This is a genomic window from Pseudomonas sp. DTU_2021_1001937_2_SI_NGA_ILE_001 (assembly GCF_032463525.1).
Lineage (GTDB): Bacteria > Pseudomonadota > Gammaproteobacteria > Pseudomonadales > Pseudomonadaceae > Aquipseudomonas.
In genome coordinates this window covers 4,053,629-4,069,224 of sequence record NZ_CP135971.1, presented here as the reverse complement: position 1 = coordinate 4,069,224, position 15,596 = coordinate 4,053,629, and the positions used below count along the sequence as shown (strand labels likewise).

Here is a 15,596-nt window from a genome sequence, read left to right as displayed (position 1 = left end):
GGTAAATCCTTAATCTGTGCCCAAGTTGAACGACACGCCTTACCCCACAAAACTTCTCAGATTAAGGAAACGACACCATGACCAACTTCACCTACAACCGCCTGAACAAAGACGACGCCGCCGTACTGCTGATCGACCACCAGACCGGCCTGATCTCCCTGGTGCAGGACTTCTCGCCCAACGAGTTCAAGAACAACGTGCTGGCCCTGGGTGACCTGGCCAAGTTCTTCGACCTGCCGACCATCCTCACCACCAGCTTCGAGCAAGGCCCCAACGGCCCGCTGGTTCCCGAGCTGAAAGAGCAGTTCCCGAACGCGCCGTACATTCCTCGCCCCGGCCAGATCAACGCCTGGGACAACGACGACTTCGTCAAGGCAGTGAAAGCCACCGGCCGCAAGCAACTGATCATCGCCGGTGTGGTGACCGATGTGTGCGTGACCTTCCCGGTACTCTCGGCCCTGCAGGAAGGCTTCGAAGTCTTCGTGGTCACCGACGCCTCCGGCACCTTCAACGAGACCGTGCAACGGGCTGCGTGGGACCGCATGAGCCAGGCCGGTGCGCAGCTGATGAACTGGTTCTCGGTGGCCTGTGAGCTGCACCGCGACTGGCGCAACGACATCGAAGGCCTGGGCAACCTGCTGAGCCAGCGGATTCCCAACTACCGCAACCTGATGAACAGCTACGCGGCGCTGAGCGCTCGCTAAGCAAGGTCAGCCCATCCCGTCGATCTTCAGGCCGGTGCCATCCAGGTGGCACCGGCCTGCGCTCGTCTGTACATGTTCGTTCGCCGAAACCTGTGTCACCCTTGCCGACGCCATGGCTACGGAAAGGAAATGATCGATGCGTCTTTGTGTGTTCTGCGGCTCGAGTGCCGGCAGCAATCCGGTGTACATGGAGCAGGCCAGCCAGTTGGGTGAAGCCCTGGCCAAGGCCGGAATCGGCCTGGTCTACGGCGGCGCTTCGGTGGGGCTGATGGGCGCGGTGGCCGATGCGGCACTGGCCAATGGCGGCGAAGTGATCGGCGTGATTCCCCAGGCCCTGAAACAGAAAGAAATCGCCCACCCCGGCCTGCAGGACCTGCGGGTGGTGAAATCCATGCACGAGCGCAAGGCGCTGATGGCCGAGCTGTCCGATGGCTTCATCGCCATGCCCGGCGGTGTCGGCACCCTGGAAGAACTCTTCGAAGTCTGGACCTGGGCGCAGCTGGGCTATCACGACAAACCCTGTGCGCTGTTCAACGTCCACGGTTTCTACGACGGGCTGTCGGCCTTCTTGTCCCACGTCGTCGACCAGGCCTTCCTGCGCGACGAACACCGCAGCATGGTGATTGTGAAGAACAGCGTGGAAGACCTGCTCGCCGCCATCCAGAACTACGAACCGCCGAAGGTGGTGAAGTGGATCAAGAAGGATCAACAGACCTGAAACAGGTCGGTGAAGAACGAGGGCTCGGTTGAGCCCTCGTTGTATTGGCCTGTTTCCACCAAGTCGAGCTTAGTCAGCCAGGTCGAGCGCGTAGAACTTGCTGTCCACCGCCATCAGCGGAAAGCTCGCCGGCAGGCTGTCCTTGGCCACTTCGCTGAAGCCGTGCTTTTCATAGAAGCGGTGGGCGGCGAGGAATTTGTCGGTGGTGCCCAGGTAGATGCGCTGCACGCCCTTGGCCCTGGCGCCGTCGAGCAGCTCGGCCAACAGGCGCGCAGCCACCCCGAACTCGCGACCGCGAAATGGCGCGGCGACGAACATCTTGCGCAGTGCGGCCAGGCCATCGCCGATGTCCTTCAGGCCGATGGTGCCAACCACCTGTTCGCCCTGTTTGGCCACCCAGAAGTTGCCGTTGCCACGCTGGTAGAAGTCCGGGATCGCGGCCAGGTCCGGCTGCTCGGCGGCGGTGATGGCGATACCGAATTCTTCACGCTGGATCGGCACGATCACGTCGAAGACGCCTTGCTGGTCGGCGGGCTGGAACGGCTGGATCTGGATGCTGGGAGAGGTCACGGGCGGTCCTGATGACGGGCAGCTGGAGGGAAAGCATTGTTCCAGACATCTCGTGCAGGTGCCAAGCTCGCCAACAAAGCTTCACTGAAGCTGCTACCCGGTGGGAGCGGCTTCAGCCGCGATGCTTTGCGCAGGAAAAATGCGCAATAAAAAACCGCCCCGAAGGGCGGCTTTTGTACAGCGGGTCCGCGCTTACAGCTGTGGACCGGCAGCCTTGATGGCGTCGCTCACTTCGAACTTCTTGAAGTTCTCGATGAACAGGCCGGCCAGGCCTTTGGCCGCTTCGTCGTAGGCCGCTTTGTCAGCCCAGGTGTTGCGTGGGTTGAGCAGTACGGTGTCGACGCCCGGAACGGCCTTCGGCACGTCCAGGTTGATGATGTCCAGGTGCTCGGTTTCGGCACCGACCAGCGCGCCGCTCTGGATGGCCGCGATCACCGCACGGGTGGTCGGAATGTTGAAGCGCTTGCCGACCCCGTAGCCACCGCCGGTCCAGCCGGTGTTGACCAGGTAGACCTTGGAGTTGAAGCCACGGATACGCTTGATCAGCAGCTCTGCGTAGATACCGGCCGGACGCGGGAAGAACGGCGCGCCGAAGCAGGTGGAGAAGGTCGACTTGATGCCGGCGCCCGAACCCATTTCGGTGGAACCGACCAGCGCGGTGTAACCGGACAGGAAGTGGTACGCGGCCTGCTCTTCGCTGAGGATCGACACAGGCGGCAGTACGCCGGTCAGGTCGCAGGTCAGGAAGATCACGGCGTTTGGCTCGCCGCCCAGGTTTTTCGGTGCGCGCTTCTCGATCAGTTCGCGCGGGTAGGCCGCACGGCTGTTCTGGGTCAGGCTGTCGTCGGCGTAGTCGGCCTTTTTGGTGACAGGGTCGAGAACCACGTTCTCCAGCACGGCGCCGTGCTGGATGGCTTTCCAGATGACTGGCTCGTTCTTCTCGGACAGGTCGATGCACTTGGCGTAGCAGCCGCCTTCGATGTTGAACACCACGCCTTCGCCCCAGCCGTGCTCGTCGTCACCGATCAGGTAACGGCTTTCGTCGGCCGACAGGGTGGTCTTGCCAGTGCCGGACAGGCCGAAGAACAGGGTCACGTCGCCCTCTTCGCCCATGTTGGCGGCGCAGTGCATTGGCAGCACGTCAGCGGCCGGCAGCAGGAAGTTCTGCACCGAGAACATGGCTTTCTTCATTTCACCGGCGTAGCGCATGCCGGCGATCAGGACTTTCTTGGCCGCGAAGTTGATGATCACGGTGCCGTCGGAGTTGGTGCCGTCGCGCTCAGGCTCGCAGACGAACCATGGGGCGTTGAAGATCTGCCACTCATCCTTGCCACCGGCGTTGTATTGCTCGGGGTTGATGAACAGGCAACGACCGAACAGGTTGTGCCAGGCGGTCTCGGTGGTCATCTTGACCGGCAGGTAATGGGCAGGGTCGGAACCGACATGGACGTGGGAAACGAAACGCTCACGCTCGGCCAGGTAGGCCCCTACGCGTTCCCACAGGGCGTCGAACTTGTCGGCCGGGAACTTGCGGTTGATCGGGCCCCAGGCGATGGCGTCCTGGGTGCTTGGCTCTTCAACGATGAAACGGTCCACCGGAGAACGACCAGTACGGTGGCCGGTTCTCACTACCAGTGCGCCAGTGTCGGCGAGTTCGCCTTCGCCTCGGGCAAGGGCTTCCTTGACCAGGTCGTCGATGCTCAGGTCGGTGTACACAGCGTTCTTGGTTTGCGTCATGAAGGGTCCCCATCGGCGGAATGCCGAGTGTTCCAAACGGTTTTGTAGTAAAAAAACAACCACTACTACAGCCAAAAGTGGGCCGGATTATGCCAGAAATGCTACGAAATGATAGAACCCTCCTGTCAGAACGATATGAACGTGTCTGACAGGTTTTGGGCGTCAAAATTTCAGTGGCGGGTGTTGGAAGGGGACTCGACACCACCACCGGCGAACAGCTGGGCAACGTCCGTGGAGTCGAACAGATAGCGCTCGTTGCAGAACTGGCAGTCGATCTCGATGGCTCCGCCATGCTCGGCCACCAGTTGTTGGGCGTCCTCTTGGCCGAGGCTGATCAACGCATTGCCGGAGCGCTCGCGGGAGCAACTGCAGCGGAAGGCGATCGGCTGTGTGTCAAACAGTCGCACCTGCTCCTGGTGGTACAGGCGGTGCAGCAGGGTCTCGTTGTCCAGCCCCAGCAGCTCGTCGTCGCTCAGGGTATTGGCCAGGGTCACGACATGCTCCCAGCTGGCAGCGCGCTCTTCGGCATCGGTGATGCGCGCCACCGGCAGTTGCTGCAGCAGGAAGCCGCGCGCCTGCTGGCCGTCGGCCTTGAGCCAGAAACGCGTGCCCAGCTGCTCCGACAGCGCGAAGTAGCTGGACAGGCTCTCGGACAGGTCGGCGCCGTCCAGGGCAACGATGCCCTGGTAGCGCTGGCCCTGGCGTGGGTCGATGGTCATCGCCAGCGAGCCGTCGGGCATCAGCGCCTGCAGCCCGGCTTCGGGGTCGTCGATCAGCGCCTCGTCATAGCGCGCGATGCCGCGCAGCTCGCGCTCGCTGGAGCACTCGACCATCAGCAGCGGCACGGCACCGCTGGAGCGCGCCTGAAGAATCAGCAGCCCTTCGAACTTCAGGGTGCCGACCAACAGGGCGGCGGCGGCCATCAGCTCGCCGAGCAAGCGAGCTACTGGTGCCGGGTAAGGATGACGAGCCAGCACTTCGGCGTAGCTGCTTTCCAGGGCGACCAGCTCGCCACGGACATCGCTGTCGTCGAAGATGAACCGCTGGGTGAAGTCTTTTTTGGGAAATTCGGACATAAGAACCGGGTCTGATTTGATGACAAAATGATGACAGGCGCTTATAAGAGCGCCCTCGAGCACCGAATGGGTGCATGGATTTCAAGCGATTCAAGGAGCAGTTTATGGAGTATCCACCTCTCTTCCAAGCCAGGTGGAGGTTCCGCCCCCTCATCCTGTGCAACCTCGCAGCCCTTGTCCTGCTTGGCCTGTGGGCCTGGCCGGAAGGTCATGCGCTGATGAACCGCTTCGACGAATGGCTGTTCCATCTGCTCAACCAGCCGCTGGCCAGCAACGACCTGTGGCTGTACGCCTGGACGGTGGCCAGTATGCGGCCTTTCGATGTCGTGGTCGGCTTGATTCTGTTGATGTTGCTTATCAAGGGCGATTGGGTATTCCGGGCCGCCCAGACCCGCGCGGCGATCTTCGGCTTCATCGCCATCCTGGTACTGCTGCTGATCATCCGCAGCCTGCTGGCGAAATACATCAACACCACGGACCTGCAGCACGACAGCCCGTCACGCGTGCTGCCCGAGGCCGTGCGCCTGAGCCACATCTTCCCGCAGCTGGAAAAGACCTGGGAGCTGAAGGACAACTCGGGACGCAGCTTTCCCGGCGACCATGCCTCGGTATTGTTGATCTGGGCCATGTTCATGTCGCTGTATGCCCGCTCGTTCGGGCGCCAGCTGGTGATCTGGAGCCTGGCCGTGCTGTTCATGCTGCCGCGCCTGGTGGCCGGCGCACACTGGGGCCAGGACGACTACATCGGCGGCGTCGCCATCGCCCTGGCAGCGCTGGCCTGGGGTATCTACACCCCTTATGCGGCCCACGTCACGCGCCTGGGGCTGCGCCTGAGCGAACCGCTGTTCGCCATCGCCCGCGCCATCCCGCTGGTCAACCGCATGAGCCTGGTACGGGCGGGGGTCAGCCGTTAGCGAAATCGTGAAAGCGGTCCAACTGGCGGCGCTGTTTCTTGTTCGGGCGGCCGTCAGTGGTCACGCCGAGATTGCCGGCCTTGCGCTGCGCCGCAGCGGCTTCGCGGCTGGCAATGCTCTGCGGGGTTTCGCGGTACAGAGTCTGCGCCTCGGGGGCGCCGCGGCGCACCACTGACAGCGCCTCGACCACCACGGTGCGCTCGTCGAAGCCGGTGCGAATCTGGAATTCGTCACCAATGCGCGGTTCCTTGCCGGGCTTGCAACGCTCGCCCCGGCAGTGCACCTTGCCACTTTCGATGGCCGCCTTGGCCAGGGCCCGAGTCTTGTAGAACCGTGCGGCCCACAGCCATTTATCCAGGCGAACCTTATCGTCGTCTTCTACTTTCTGAGCCATCTGAATTTCTCATCTGCGTGACAATCTGAAGCTTTAATGAACACTGCCAGGCAACGCGCCCAGCCGAGTTGGAACATGAAGTAACCCTGACCCGATTGTCAAAACCGGTCATCCGGATTTTGATGTCTACTTCCCGCCGCACCTGGAGTGTGCCATGACCATTTTTCCCGCCTCACTGACTGCACGCACGGGAGGGTGTCAGGGATGCAAGGACAGCCCGCCCCTGGATTTTTCCTTCGACTATGCCTACCAGCCGATCGTCGACCTGCGCGATCGCTCGGTGTTCGCCTACGAGGCCCTGATACGCGGTCCCAATGGCGAGAGCGCGCAGAGCGTGCTGAGCCAGGTCAACGACCGCAACCGCTACCGCTTCGACCAGAGCTGCCGGGTGGCGGCGATCGCCGGAGCGGCAGCTCTGGGCATGACCGAACGCTTGTCGATCAACTTCCTGCCCAATGCGGTGTACCGCCCGGAGCTGTGCATCCGCAGCACCCTCGAAGCGGCGCGTCAGCACAACTTTCCGGTCGAGCGGCTGATTTTCGAGACGGTGGAAGTCGAGCATGTGGACAACGTGAAACATTTGCAGAATATTCTCCGCGAGTATCAGCAGTTCGGTTTCATGACGGCCATCGACGACTTTGGCGCCGGTTACGCCGGGCTGAAGCTACTGGCCGACTTTCAACCCGACCTGATCAAACTGGACATGGATCTGATCCGCGACATCCACCGCGACCGTGCGCGTCAAGCCATCGTGCGGGGCGTGGTCAGCATGTGCCAACAACTGGAAATCACGGTGATCGCCGAAGGCATCGAGCATGCGGAAGAACGCGATTTTCTCGCCGATTGCGGGATTTTCCTGATGCAGGGTTACTGGTTCGCCCGCCCGGCATTCAAAGCCCTTTCCGAGATTCGCGCCGATGCCTGGCCAACGCCTTGAGTAGTACGGAATCCGCGCCTTGAAGACATTCGACCATCTGACAGTCATCGGTCTGCGCGAGTGGGTGGCGCTGCCCGATCTCGGGGTAGCCGGCCTGCGGGCCAAGATCGACACCGGTGCCAGCACCTCCAGCCTGCATGCTACCGAGATCGAGCCATTCGAACGCGACGGGCAGAAATGGGTGCGTTTCAATGCGCATCTGGGCACCGTGGTGCAGTTGCGCCACCGCCGCTGCGAAGCGCCACTGGTGGCCATGAAAAGTATCAAGAGTTCCAACGGCCACGCCCAGGTCCGCTACGTGATCCGCACCCTGCTGGCGCTGGGTGATCGCGTGTGGCCGGTGGAGTTCACCCTGGCCTGCCGCAAGTCGATGCGCTATCGCCTGCTGCTCGGCTCCAATGCCTTGATCGACGGCCAACTGGTGGTCAACCCGGGTATTACCTACGTACAAGACAAGCCGGTGTTCCCGGCCTCCATTCCCTCAGGTGCTGCATGAAGATCGCTGTGCTTTCGCGTAACCCGCGTCTGTATTCCACCCGCCGCCTGGTCGAGGCCGGCCTAGAACGCGGCCACGAGATGGTGGTGATCGACACCCTGCGCGCCTATATGAACATCGCCAGCCACAAACCGCAGATCCACTACCGCGGCAAGCCGCTGGAAGGCTTCGACGCGGTGATTCCGCGCATCGGTGCCTCGGTGACGTTCTACGGCTGCGCGGTGTTGCGCCAGTTCGAAATGATGGGGGTGTTCCCGCTCAACGAATCGGTGGCCATCGCCCGCTCCCGGGACAAGCTGCGCTCGCTGCAGCTGTTGTCGCGCCGGGGCATCGGCCTGCCGGTTACCGGCTTCGCCCACTCGCCGGACGACATCCCCGACCTGATCCAGATGGTCAACGGCGCCCCGCTGGTGATCAAGGTGCTGGAAGGCACCCAGGGTATCGGCGTGGTGCTGTGCGAAACCGTCTCGGCGGCAGAATCGGTGATCGAGGCGTTCATGGGCCTCAAGCAGGACATCATGGTTCAGGAGTACATCAAGGAGGCCGGTGGGGCAGACATTCGCTGCTTCGTAGTCGGCGACAAGGTCATCGCCTCGATGATGCGCCAGGCCAAACCCGGCGAGTTCCGTTCCAACCTGCACCGTGGCGGCACCGCCAGCCTGATCAAGATCACCCCCGAAGAGCGCATGACCGCACTGCGCGCCGCCAAGGTCATGGGCCTGTCGGTGGCCGGCGTAGATATCCTGCGTTCCAACCATGGGCCGCTGGTGATGGAGGTCAACTCCTCTCCGGGCCTGGAAGGCATCGAGACCACCACCGGCAAGGACGTCGCCGGCATGATCATCGAGCATCTGGAAAAGAACAGCGGACCGAACATGACCCGGACCAAGGGCAAGGGCTGAAAAGCAGTAGCGAGCGGTGAGCTAACGCCGTTCGCGTCGCTAGCATCACCGCGATCAGCTTATAGCTTGCCGCTTGTGGCTTGCCGCCGCTTCACACCGCGTCGCGCGGCAGCATCAGCCCCAGCGGCAGGCGTACGCGAGCTTCCAGGCCGCCGCCGGAGCGGTTGCGCAGCTCCACGTTGCCGCCGTGCATCGCCGCGATACGCTTGACGATCGCCAGTCCCAGCCCGGTGCCCTTGCCGCTGCGCGCCCGGTCACCACGAATGAACGGGTTGAAGATGACTTCCAGCTCCGAAGGGTCGATGCCCGCCCCGCGGTCCAGCACGCTGAGCACCACGTAGGGAGCACCGGCGTCCCCCGACACGTAGGCCGCCACTTCGATACCGCTGCCGGCATGGTGCATGGCGTTGCCGATCAGGTTGGTCAGCAGGCGTTTCATCGACACCCGGCGCAGCGGGAATGGCGGGATCGGCTCGACGCACACGCGGATGTGCTCGGCATCGCTGTTGAACGGCTCGACCACTTCGCGCACCAGCGCGCCGAGGTCGACTTCCTCGATCTGTTCGTCGCGGCCGTCACGAATGAACGCCAGGAACTGATCGAGGATGGCGTCCATGTCCTCGATGTCACGCACCATGTCATCGACGAATTCGTTCTTTTCGGTCATCAGTTCCAGCGACAGGCGCAGGCGGGTCAGCGGCGTGCGCAGGTCGTGGGATACCCCGGCGAGCATCAGCTCGCGCTCCTGGCCAGCCTGCTCGACATCCTCGGCCATCTGGTTGAAGGCGCGGTACACCTCGGTCATCTCGCTGGGCGTGTCGCTGATCGGCAGGCGCACGCTGCGCCCCTGGCCCAACTGGCGGGCAGCGAACACCAGGCGCTTGAGCGGCTGGTTGAGCTGGCTGACGAAGATCCACGCCGAGGCCGTGGACAACAGACCAATGGCCAGGAACCAGCCCAGAACGCTCCAGATCTTCTGCCCACGCAGCGGGTGCGGATACAACGGCACCTTCAGCCAGCCATCCCCCAGGCTCGGCGCGCGCACCCACAGCGCGGGTGGCGCATGCACGCGCAGGCGTACTTCGGTGTCCTCACCCAGCTCGGCCTGCATCTGCCGCTGGTAGATTTCGCTGTACGGCCAGTGCTGCTCGCCTTCCGGTACGCCGCCGCCCACCACACGGATCAGCCCGGCCGCCTCGGCAATCGCCTCACGGTCATTCTCGTTGGCCGCCCAGTAGGCACGCAGGGTCAGCGCCACGCCGTGGCTGTACTGGCGGTCGACCAGCACGTCCTCGTTCATCAGCAGGTAGACCAGCGTCAGCGCCTTGGAAAACAGCACGACGATCAGCACCAGCCAGAGGGTGCGCGAGAAGAAGCTTTGCGGGAACCACAGCGGAGTCTTCATAGGTGCAGCAGTCACACTTTGCAGGGCGAGAAGAACTCGCGGTTTCTGTCAGGCCGGCAAAACCAAAAAAGCGTCGATAACCCGACGGGCTATCGACGCGTCAATGCAAGCACGGGGCCGACGGTCTGGGGTCAGCGGGCACCGCTGCCGTCGGGTACGAACACATAGCCCACGCCCCATACGGTCTGGATGTAGCGGGGTTTGGAAGGATCGGGCTCGATCAACCGGCGCAGGCGGGAGATCTGCACGTCGATGGAACGCTCCAGGGCATCCCACTCTCGGCCACGCGCCAGGTTCATCAGCTTGTCGCGGGTCAGCGGTTCGCGCGCGTGCATCACCAGGGCCTTGAGCACCGCGAACTCGCCGGTGGTCAGCATGTGCACTTCGTCGCCGCGCTTGAGTTCACGGGTGGCCAGCGACAGCTCGTAGTCGCCGAAGGTCACCGACTCTTCCTCGCTGCCCGGCGCGCCCGGCACCGAAGGTGCCTGACGACGCAGCACCGCCTTGACGCGGGCCATCAGTTCATCGGGGTTGAAGGGTTTGGCCAGATAGTCGTCGGCGCCCAGCTCCAGGCCCTTGATGCGGCTCAGCTCGTCGCCCTTGGCGGTGAGCATGATGATCGGCACCTGATTGTTCGCGGCGCGCAGGCGGCGGCAGGCGGACAGGCCGTCCTCGCCCGGCAGCATCAGGTCGAGAACCACGAGATTGAAAACTTCGCGGGCCAGCAGGCGGTCCATCTGTTCGACATTGGCCACCGCCCGGGCGCGATAGCCCTTGCTGGTGAAAAACCGTTCCAGCAGGCTGCTCAGCCCCGGATCGTCATCGACGATCAGGATCTTTTCGCCTTCGGCATTAAGTGCAGTGCTGCTCATCGGATGCTCCTTTGTTCACGGGGCGCATTATGGCGTAGCTGTTATGACGCGCATCGTGCGCATTGTTAGCAGATTTTACGGCGCCAGGCATGCGCACCGCCGGAGATCGCTGCCGATTGCGCCCCGCGTCGGTGCGATCCCCCAAGTGGAGCGAGCTGGTTATAATGCGCCGCCCTCACAGTCAGGCAACGCCGGACGACGTTTTGTTCGAAAACACTGGCATTGAGCCAGTCCTTGCTTAGGTGGTCTTATGGACAGCATCAACAGCCGCATCGCCGAAGAACTCGGTGTCCGCCCCATCCAGGTCGAAGCGGCCGTAGCACTCCTGGATGAAGGCTCGACCGTGCCTTTCATCGCCCGTTACCGCAAGGAGGTGACCGGCAGCCTCGATGACACCCAGCTGCGTCATCTGGAAGAGCGCCTGCGCTACCTGCGTGAACTCGACGAGCGCCGCGTCAGCATCCTCGCCAGCATCGAGGAGCAAGGCAAGCTGACCCCGGAACTGGCCCGCGACATCAAGCTGGCCGACACCAAGACCCGCCTGGAAGACTTGTACCTGCCGTACAAGCAGAAGCGCCGCACCAAGGGCCAGATCGCCCTGGAAGCCGGCCTTGGCGAACTGGCCGACGGCCTGTTCAACGACCCGAACCTGAACCCCGAACAGGAAGCGGCACGCTTCGTCGACGCCGACAAGGGCGTGGCCGACGTCAAGGCCGCCCTGGAAGGCGCCAAGTACATCCTCATGGAGCGCTTCGCCGAAGACGCCACCCTGCTCGACAAACTGCGCAGCTTCCTCAAGCAGGAAGCGGTGCTCAGCGCCCGCGTGGTGCCGGGCAAGGAAGAAGAAGGCGCCAAGTTCCGCGACTACTTCGAGCACGACGAGCCGCTCAAGAGCGTACCGTCGCACCGTGCCCTGGCGATCTTCCGCGGGCGCAACGAAGGCATTCTCAGCAGCACCCTGAAGGTCGGCGAAGAGCTGCCGGGAACCCTGCACCCGTGCGAGCTGATGATCGGCGAGCGCTTCGGGCTGAGCAACCAGAACCGTCCGGCCGACAAATGGCTGGCCGAAGTGGTGCGCTGGACCTGGAAGGTCAAGCTCTACAACCACCTGGAAACCGACCTGCTCAGCGAGCTGCGTGACAGCGCCGAAACCGAGGCGATCAACGTCTTCGCCCACAACCTGCATGACCTGCTGCTAGCCGCCCCGGCCGGCCCGCGCGCGACCCTGGGCCTGGACCCCGGCCTGCGTACCGGCTGCAAGGTCGCGGTGGTCGACGCCACCGGCAAGCTGCTCGACCACGCCACCGTCTACCCGCATGCGCCGAAGAACCAGTGGGACCAGACCATCGCCGTGCTCGCCGCGCTGTGCGCCAAGCACTCGGTAGACCTGATCGCCATTGGCAACGGCACCGCCAGCCGCGAGACCGACAAGCTGGCCGCCGAGCTGATCAAGAAATACCCAGGCCTGAAGATGACCAAGGTCATGGTCTCCGAGGCCGGCGCCTCGGTGTACTCGGCCTCCGAGCTGGCCGCCCGCGAATTCCCGGACCTCGACGTGTCGATCCGTGGCGCAGTATCCATCGCCCGCCGCCTGCAGGACCCGCTGGCCGAACTGGTGAAGATCGACCCGAAATCCATCGGTGTCGGCCAGTACCAGCACGACGTGTCGCAGCTCAAGCTGGCGCGCGGCCTGGACGCGGTGGTCGAGGACTGCGTGAACGCCGTGGGCGTGGACGTGAACACCGCTTCGGTGGCTCTGTTGACGCGCATTTCCGGCCTCAACGCGACCCTGGCGCAGAACATCGTCGCGCACCGTGACGCCAATGGCGCGTTCAAGAACCGCGCCGAACTGAAAAAGGTAAGCCGCCTCGGCGAGAAGACCTTCGAACAGGCGGCCGGCTTCCTGCGCGTGATGAACGGCGACAACCCGCTGGACGCCTCGGCGGTGCACCCGGAGGCCTATCCGCTGGTGCAGCGCATCGCCGTGCAGACCGACCGCGACATCCGCTCGCTGATCGGCGACACCGGCTTTCTCAAGCGCCTTGACCCGAAGAAATTCACCGATGAAACCTTCGGCCTGCCCACCGTCACCGACATCCTCAGCGAGCTGGACAAACCGGGCCGCGACCCACGCCCCGAGTTCAAGACCGCCGAGTTCCAGGAAGGCGTCGAGGACCTCAAGGACCTTCAGCCGGGCATGATCCTCGAAGGCGTGGTGACCAACGTCACCAACTTCGGCGCCTTCGTCGACATCGGCGTGCACCAGGACGGTCTGGTGCACATCTCCGCGCTGTCGGAGAGGTTCATCAAGGACCCGCGTGAAGCGGTCAAGGCCGGCGATGTGGTCAAGGTCAAGGTCATGGAAGTCGACATTCCGCGCAAACGCGTCGGCCTGTCGATGCGCATGAGCGACACCCCAGGCGAGAAGATCGACGGCGCGCGTGGCTCGCGCCCAGGCTCCAGCCCACGGCAGTCTGGCGGGGCGCCCAAGCGTGAAAGCGTCGCCGCGGCGCCGGCCAACAACGCCATGGCTTCGCTGTTCGCCAACGCCAAGCAGTTGAAGAAACGCTGATGCAAGTACCCGAGGAGCTGACCCACAGTCCCTATTTCCGCATGCTCGGCTGCGAGATCCGCAGCCTGGACAGCGGCGTGGCCGAAGTCGCCCTGCCCCTGGAAGCGCACCTGCGCAACCGGGGCAACGTGATGCACGGCGGAGCGATCTTCAGCCTGGTGGACATCGCCATGGGCCTGGCCTGCTCCAGCGCCCATGGCTTCGACCAGCGCAGCGTGACCATCGAGTGCAAGATCAACTACATGCGCGGGGTCAGCGACGGCGAGGTCCTGTGCGTCGCCAAGGTCCTGCACGCCGGGCGCCGCACCCTGGTGGTGGAAGCCGAGGTGCTGCAGGGCGACAAGCTGGTGGCCAAGGCGCAGGGCACCTTCGCGGTGCTCTGAGCGCTTATGCCTGGCGGGCGCAAGGGCCGGTGCGTTTCATCACCGGCCCGCATCACGCCGAGCAGCGCACGACCTGACTGGCGCTTTTTGGCTGGCAAAGATCGCAGGCAACCTAGCTGCGTGTCATCGATTTGCGGTACTTTCCCGCTCAGGCCTGGTCTGTGGTGAAAGGGTGAATCCACTTGGTGGATCAACCTGTCCATGAAGCCCGGGCAGACAACCGTGAATCTCGAGCAGGCGACAACGCCAGTTCCTTTCTTCACCCTTGTAGACCGTCATGTCCACCCCAATATCGGGGCGACCGATGTGTGAAGGAATCCACCTTGAGCGAATTTCTCAACCGCCGTCTGGCCGTGCTCGGCGAAAGCACCCACCTTCCCCTTCTGGGGCAGTGCCTGCACGGTATCGAGCGGGAGTGCCTGCGCGTGACAGGCCAGGGCGAACTGGCCCAGACACCGCACCCCAGGGCCCTCGGGTCGGCGCTGACCAACGAGCAGATCACCACGGACTATTCCGAATCGCTCCTGGAGTTCATCACCCCGGCGCTGAAGAACCCGGCCGACACCCTCGACAGCCTGGAAAACATCCATCGCTTCGTCTACAGCCAGCTGGGCGACGAACTGCTGTGGAGCCCGTCGATGCCCTGCCCGCTGCCGGCCGAGGAAGACATTCCGCTGGCCTACTACGGCACTTCGAACATCGGCAAGCTCAAGTACGTGTACCGCAAGGGCCTGGCCCTGCGTTACGGTCGCACCATGCAGTGCATCGCCGGCATCCACTACAACTTCTCGCTACCGGAAGGCGCCTGGGCGCTGCTGCGCCAGAACGAGGCGTTCGCCGGCAGCGACCGCGACTACCAGTCGCATTCCTATATCGCGCTGATCCGCAATTTCCGCCGCTACAGCTGGCTGCTGATGTACCTGTTCGGTGCCTCGCCGGCGCTGGACAAGGGCTTCTTGCGGGGCCGCGCCCACCAGCTGCAGGACTTCGACGCCGACACCCTGTACCTGCCCTACGCCACCAGCCTGCGCATGAGTGACCTGGGCTACCAGAGCGAGGCGCAGGCCGACCTGACACCCTGCTACAACGACCTGCAGAGCTACACCGACAGCCTGCGCCGCGCCGTGGCCACGCCCTACGCGCCGTATGTCGAGGCCGGTACGCATGATGCCCAGGGTGAGTGGATCCAGCTCAACACCAACGTGCTGCAGATCGAGAACGAGTACTACTCCAACATCCGCCCCAAGCGCGTGACCTACACCGGCGAACGGCCGATCCAGGCGCTGATGGCGCGTGGCGTGCAGTACGTCGAAGTGCGCTGCCTAGACATCAACCCCTTCCTGCCCACCGGTATCAGCCTGGAGCAGGCGCGCTTCATCGATGCCTTCATCCTCTACTGCGCGCTGGAAGAAAGTCCGCAGCTGTCGAACGGCGAATGCGGCAACGCTGGCAGCAACTTCCTCAGCGTGGTCAAGGAAGGCCGGCGCCCCGGACTGCAGTTGCAGCGCCAGGGTAAGGCCGTGGAACTCAAGACCTGGGCCAGCGAGTTGCTGGGCAAGATCGCCCCCATCGCGCAGCTGCTCGACCAGGCCAATGGCAGCGACGAACACCGCCGCTCCCTGGCCGCGCAGCAGGCGAAAATCGATGACCCATCGCTGACCCCGTCGGCGCAGATCCTCGCCGCCATGCGCGAGCGCGGCGAAGGCTTCGCGGCGTTCTCCCTGCGCCAGAGCCAGGTGCACGCCGAGTACTTCCGCAACCGGCCGCTGCCCGCCGAGCAGCAGGCACGCTTCGAAGCGCTGGCCAGCACCTCCCTGGCCGACCAGACCGAGCTGGAGTCCAGCGAAGAAGTGGTGGATTTCGACACCTTCGTCGGTGCCTATCAGGCCAGCATCCTGTCGATCAGCAACTGATCG

The 15,596-nt window shown here is 63.6% G+C and carries 15 protein-coding genes; 9 read left to right on the top strand and 6 right to left on the bottom strand.

The annotated features are described in order from the left end of the window. Nucleotides 1-77 precede the first annotated feature (77 nt). Both ycaC and RRX38_RS17690 read left to right on the top strand, forming a co-directional pair. On the top strand, nucleotides 78-704 hold the full coding sequence (gene ycaC / locus RRX38_RS17695; protein ID WP_315960098.1) for an isochorismate family cysteine hydrolase YcaC: 627 nt from the start codon (nucleotides 78-80) through the stop codon (nucleotides 702-704). Nucleotides 705-840: 136 nt separating this feature from the next. Then, nucleotides 841-1,422, top strand: a complete 582-nt coding sequence (locus tag RRX38_RS17690) for a TIGR00730 family Rossman fold protein (protein WP_295473520.1) — start codon at nucleotides 841-843, stop codon at nucleotides 1,420-1,422. 69 nt (nucleotides 1,423-1,491) lie between these two features. Here RRX38_RS17690 and RRX38_RS17685 read toward each other — a convergent pair whose 3' ends face one another. From RRX38_RS17685 to hslO, 3 genes are all read right to left on the bottom strand, one after another. After that, the gene (locus tag RRX38_RS17685) at nucleotides 1,492-1,992 is read right to left on the bottom strand and encodes a GNAT family N-acetyltransferase (RefSeq protein WP_315960097.1); all 501 of its coding nucleotides are present in this window, start codon (nucleotides 1,990-1,992) and stop codon (nucleotides 1,492-1,494) included. A gap of 192 nt (nucleotides 1,993-2,184) precedes the next feature. Further along, a complete protein-coding gene (locus tag RRX38_RS17680) occupies nucleotides 2,185-3,729 on the bottom strand; it encodes a phosphoenolpyruvate carboxykinase (RefSeq protein ID WP_295473514.1) in 1,545 nt (514 codons plus the stop codon). Nucleotides 3,730-3,899: 170 nt separating this feature from the next. Then, nucleotides 3,900-4,805 carry an Hsp33 family molecular chaperone HslO gene (gene hslO / locus RRX38_RS17675; RefSeq protein WP_295473511.1) on the bottom strand — a complete coding sequence of 302 codons (906 nt, stop codon included), beginning with the start codon at nucleotides 4,803-4,805 and terminating at the stop codon, nucleotides 3,900-3,902. Nucleotides 4,806-4,909: 104 nt separating this feature from the next. Here hslO and RRX38_RS17670 point away from each other — a divergent pair, with 104 nt between their 5' ends. After that, on the top strand, nucleotides 4,910-5,719 hold the full coding sequence (locus tag RRX38_RS17670) for a phosphatase PAP2 family protein (RefSeq protein WP_315962698.1): 810 nt from the start codon (nucleotides 4,910-4,912) through the stop codon (nucleotides 5,717-5,719). Here the strand turns inward: RRX38_RS17670 and RRX38_RS17665 are convergent. Further along, nucleotides 5,709-6,113 carry an RNA-binding S4 domain-containing protein gene (locus tag RRX38_RS17665; protein ID WP_315960096.1) on the bottom strand — a complete coding sequence of 135 codons (405 nt, stop codon included), beginning with the start codon at nucleotides 6,111-6,113 and terminating at the stop codon, nucleotides 5,709-5,711. The two genes, RRX38_RS17670 and RRX38_RS17665, sit on opposite strands and share 11 nt — an antisense overlap. A 154-nt stretch (nucleotides 6,114-6,267) precedes the next feature. Between RRX38_RS17665 and RRX38_RS17660 the strand changes: the two genes are divergently transcribed. Genes RRX38_RS17660 through rimK form a run of 3 tightly spaced genes read left to right on the top strand, consistent with a single transcriptional unit; the run spans nucleotide 6,268 to nucleotide 8,448 of the window. Further along, a complete protein-coding gene (locus RRX38_RS17660) occupies nucleotides 6,268-7,050 on the top strand; it encodes an EAL domain-containing protein (protein WP_315960095.1) in 783 nt (260 codons plus the stop codon). Between the two features lie 52 nt (nucleotides 7,051-7,102). Then, entirely contained in the window at nucleotides 7,103-7,546 is a 444-nt protein-coding gene (locus tag RRX38_RS17655) for an ATP-dependent zinc protease (protein WP_295473528.1), read from the top strand. Continuing rightward, nucleotides 7,543-8,448, top strand: coding sequence for a 30S ribosomal protein S6--L-glutamate ligase (gene rimK / locus RRX38_RS17650; protein ID WP_295473501.1), 906 nt, complete (start codon nucleotides 7,543-7,545; stop codon nucleotides 8,446-8,448). The genes RRX38_RS17655 and rimK overlap by 4 nt, the downstream gene beginning before the upstream one ends. A 91-nt stretch (nucleotides 8,449-8,539) precedes the next feature. Here rimK and RRX38_RS17645 read toward each other — a convergent pair whose 3' ends face one another. Together RRX38_RS17645 and ompR are read right to left on the bottom strand one after the other, a co-directional pair. After that, nucleotides 8,540-9,853 carry an ATP-binding protein gene (locus RRX38_RS17645; RefSeq protein WP_315960094.1) on the bottom strand — a complete coding sequence of 438 codons (1,314 nt, stop codon included), beginning with the start codon at nucleotides 9,851-9,853 and terminating at the stop codon, nucleotides 8,540-8,542. Nucleotides 9,854-9,984: 131 nt separating this feature from the next. Further along, complete coding sequence (gene ompR, locus RRX38_RS17640) at nucleotides 9,985-10,725, bottom strand: two-component system response regulator OmpR (RefSeq protein ID WP_295473497.1); 741 nt, start codon at nucleotides 10,723-10,725, stop codon at nucleotides 9,985-9,987. 250 nt (nucleotides 10,726-10,975) lie between these two features. Here ompR and RRX38_RS17635 point away from each other — a divergent pair, with 250 nt between their 5' ends. From RRX38_RS17635 to gshA, 3 genes are all read left to right on the top strand, one after another. Further along, nucleotides 10,976-13,297, top strand: a complete 2,322-nt coding sequence (locus tag RRX38_RS17635; RefSeq protein WP_315960093.1) for a Tex family protein — start codon at nucleotides 10,976-10,978, stop codon at nucleotides 13,295-13,297. After that, nucleotides 13,297-13,680: a PaaI family thioesterase gene (locus RRX38_RS17630; RefSeq protein ID WP_295473491.1), complete on the top strand. Its 384-nt coding sequence runs from the start codon at nucleotides 13,297-13,299 to the stop codon at nucleotides 13,678-13,680. The genes RRX38_RS17635 and RRX38_RS17630 overlap by 1 nt, the downstream gene beginning before the upstream one ends. 323 nt (nucleotides 13,681-14,003) lie before the next feature. Next, nucleotides 14,004-15,593 (top strand): glutamate--cysteine ligase, encoded by a 1,590-nt coding sequence (gene gshA / locus RRX38_RS17625; RefSeq protein ID WP_295473488.1) that lies wholly within the window; start codon nucleotides 14,004-14,006, stop codon nucleotides 15,591-15,593. Nucleotides 15,594-15,596 lie beyond the last annotated feature (3 nt).

Coding starts and splice junctions, on each gene's coding strand:
- ompR (WP_295473497.1), bottom strand. CDS start 10,725: ATGAGCAGCACTGCACTTAATGCCGAAGGCGAAAAGATCCTGATCGTC.
- RRX38_RS17630 (WP_295473491.1), top strand. CDS start 13,297: ATGCAAGTACCCGAGGAGCTGACCCACAGTCCCTATTTCCGCATGCTC.
- RRX38_RS17665 (WP_315960096.1), bottom strand. CDS start 6,113: ATGGCTCAGAAAGTAGAAGACGACGATAAGGTTCGCCTGGATAAATGG.
- RRX38_RS17680 (WP_295473514.1), bottom strand. CDS start 3,729: ATGACGCAAACCAAGAACGCTGTGTACACCGACCTGAGCATCGACGAC.
- ycaC (WP_315960098.1), top strand. CDS start 78: ATGACCAACTTCACCTACAACCGCCTGAACAAAGACGACGCCGCCGTA.
- RRX38_RS17645 (WP_315960094.1), bottom strand. CDS start 9,853: ATGAAGACTCCGCTGTGGTTCCCGCAAAGCTTCTTCTCGCGCACCCTC.
- hslO (WP_295473511.1), bottom strand. CDS start 4,805: ATGTCCGAATTTCCCAAAAAAGACTTCACCCAGCGGTTCATCTTCGAC.
- RRX38_RS17690 (WP_295473520.1), top strand. CDS start 841: ATGCGTCTTTGTGTGTTCTGCGGCTCGAGTGCCGGCAGCAATCCGGTG.
- rimK (WP_295473501.1), top strand. CDS start 7,543: ATGAAGATCGCTGTGCTTTCGCGTAACCCGCGTCTGTATTCCACCCGC.
- RRX38_RS17635 (WP_315960093.1), top strand. CDS start 10,976: ATGGACAGCATCAACAGCCGCATCGCCGAAGAACTCGGTGTCCGCCCC.
- RRX38_RS17660 (WP_315960095.1), top strand. CDS start 6,268: ATGACCATTTTTCCCGCCTCACTGACTGCACGCACGGGAGGGTGTCAG.
- RRX38_RS17670 (WP_315962698.1), top strand. CDS start 4,910: ATGGAGTATCCACCTCTCTTCCAAGCCAGGTGGAGGTTCCGCCCCCTC.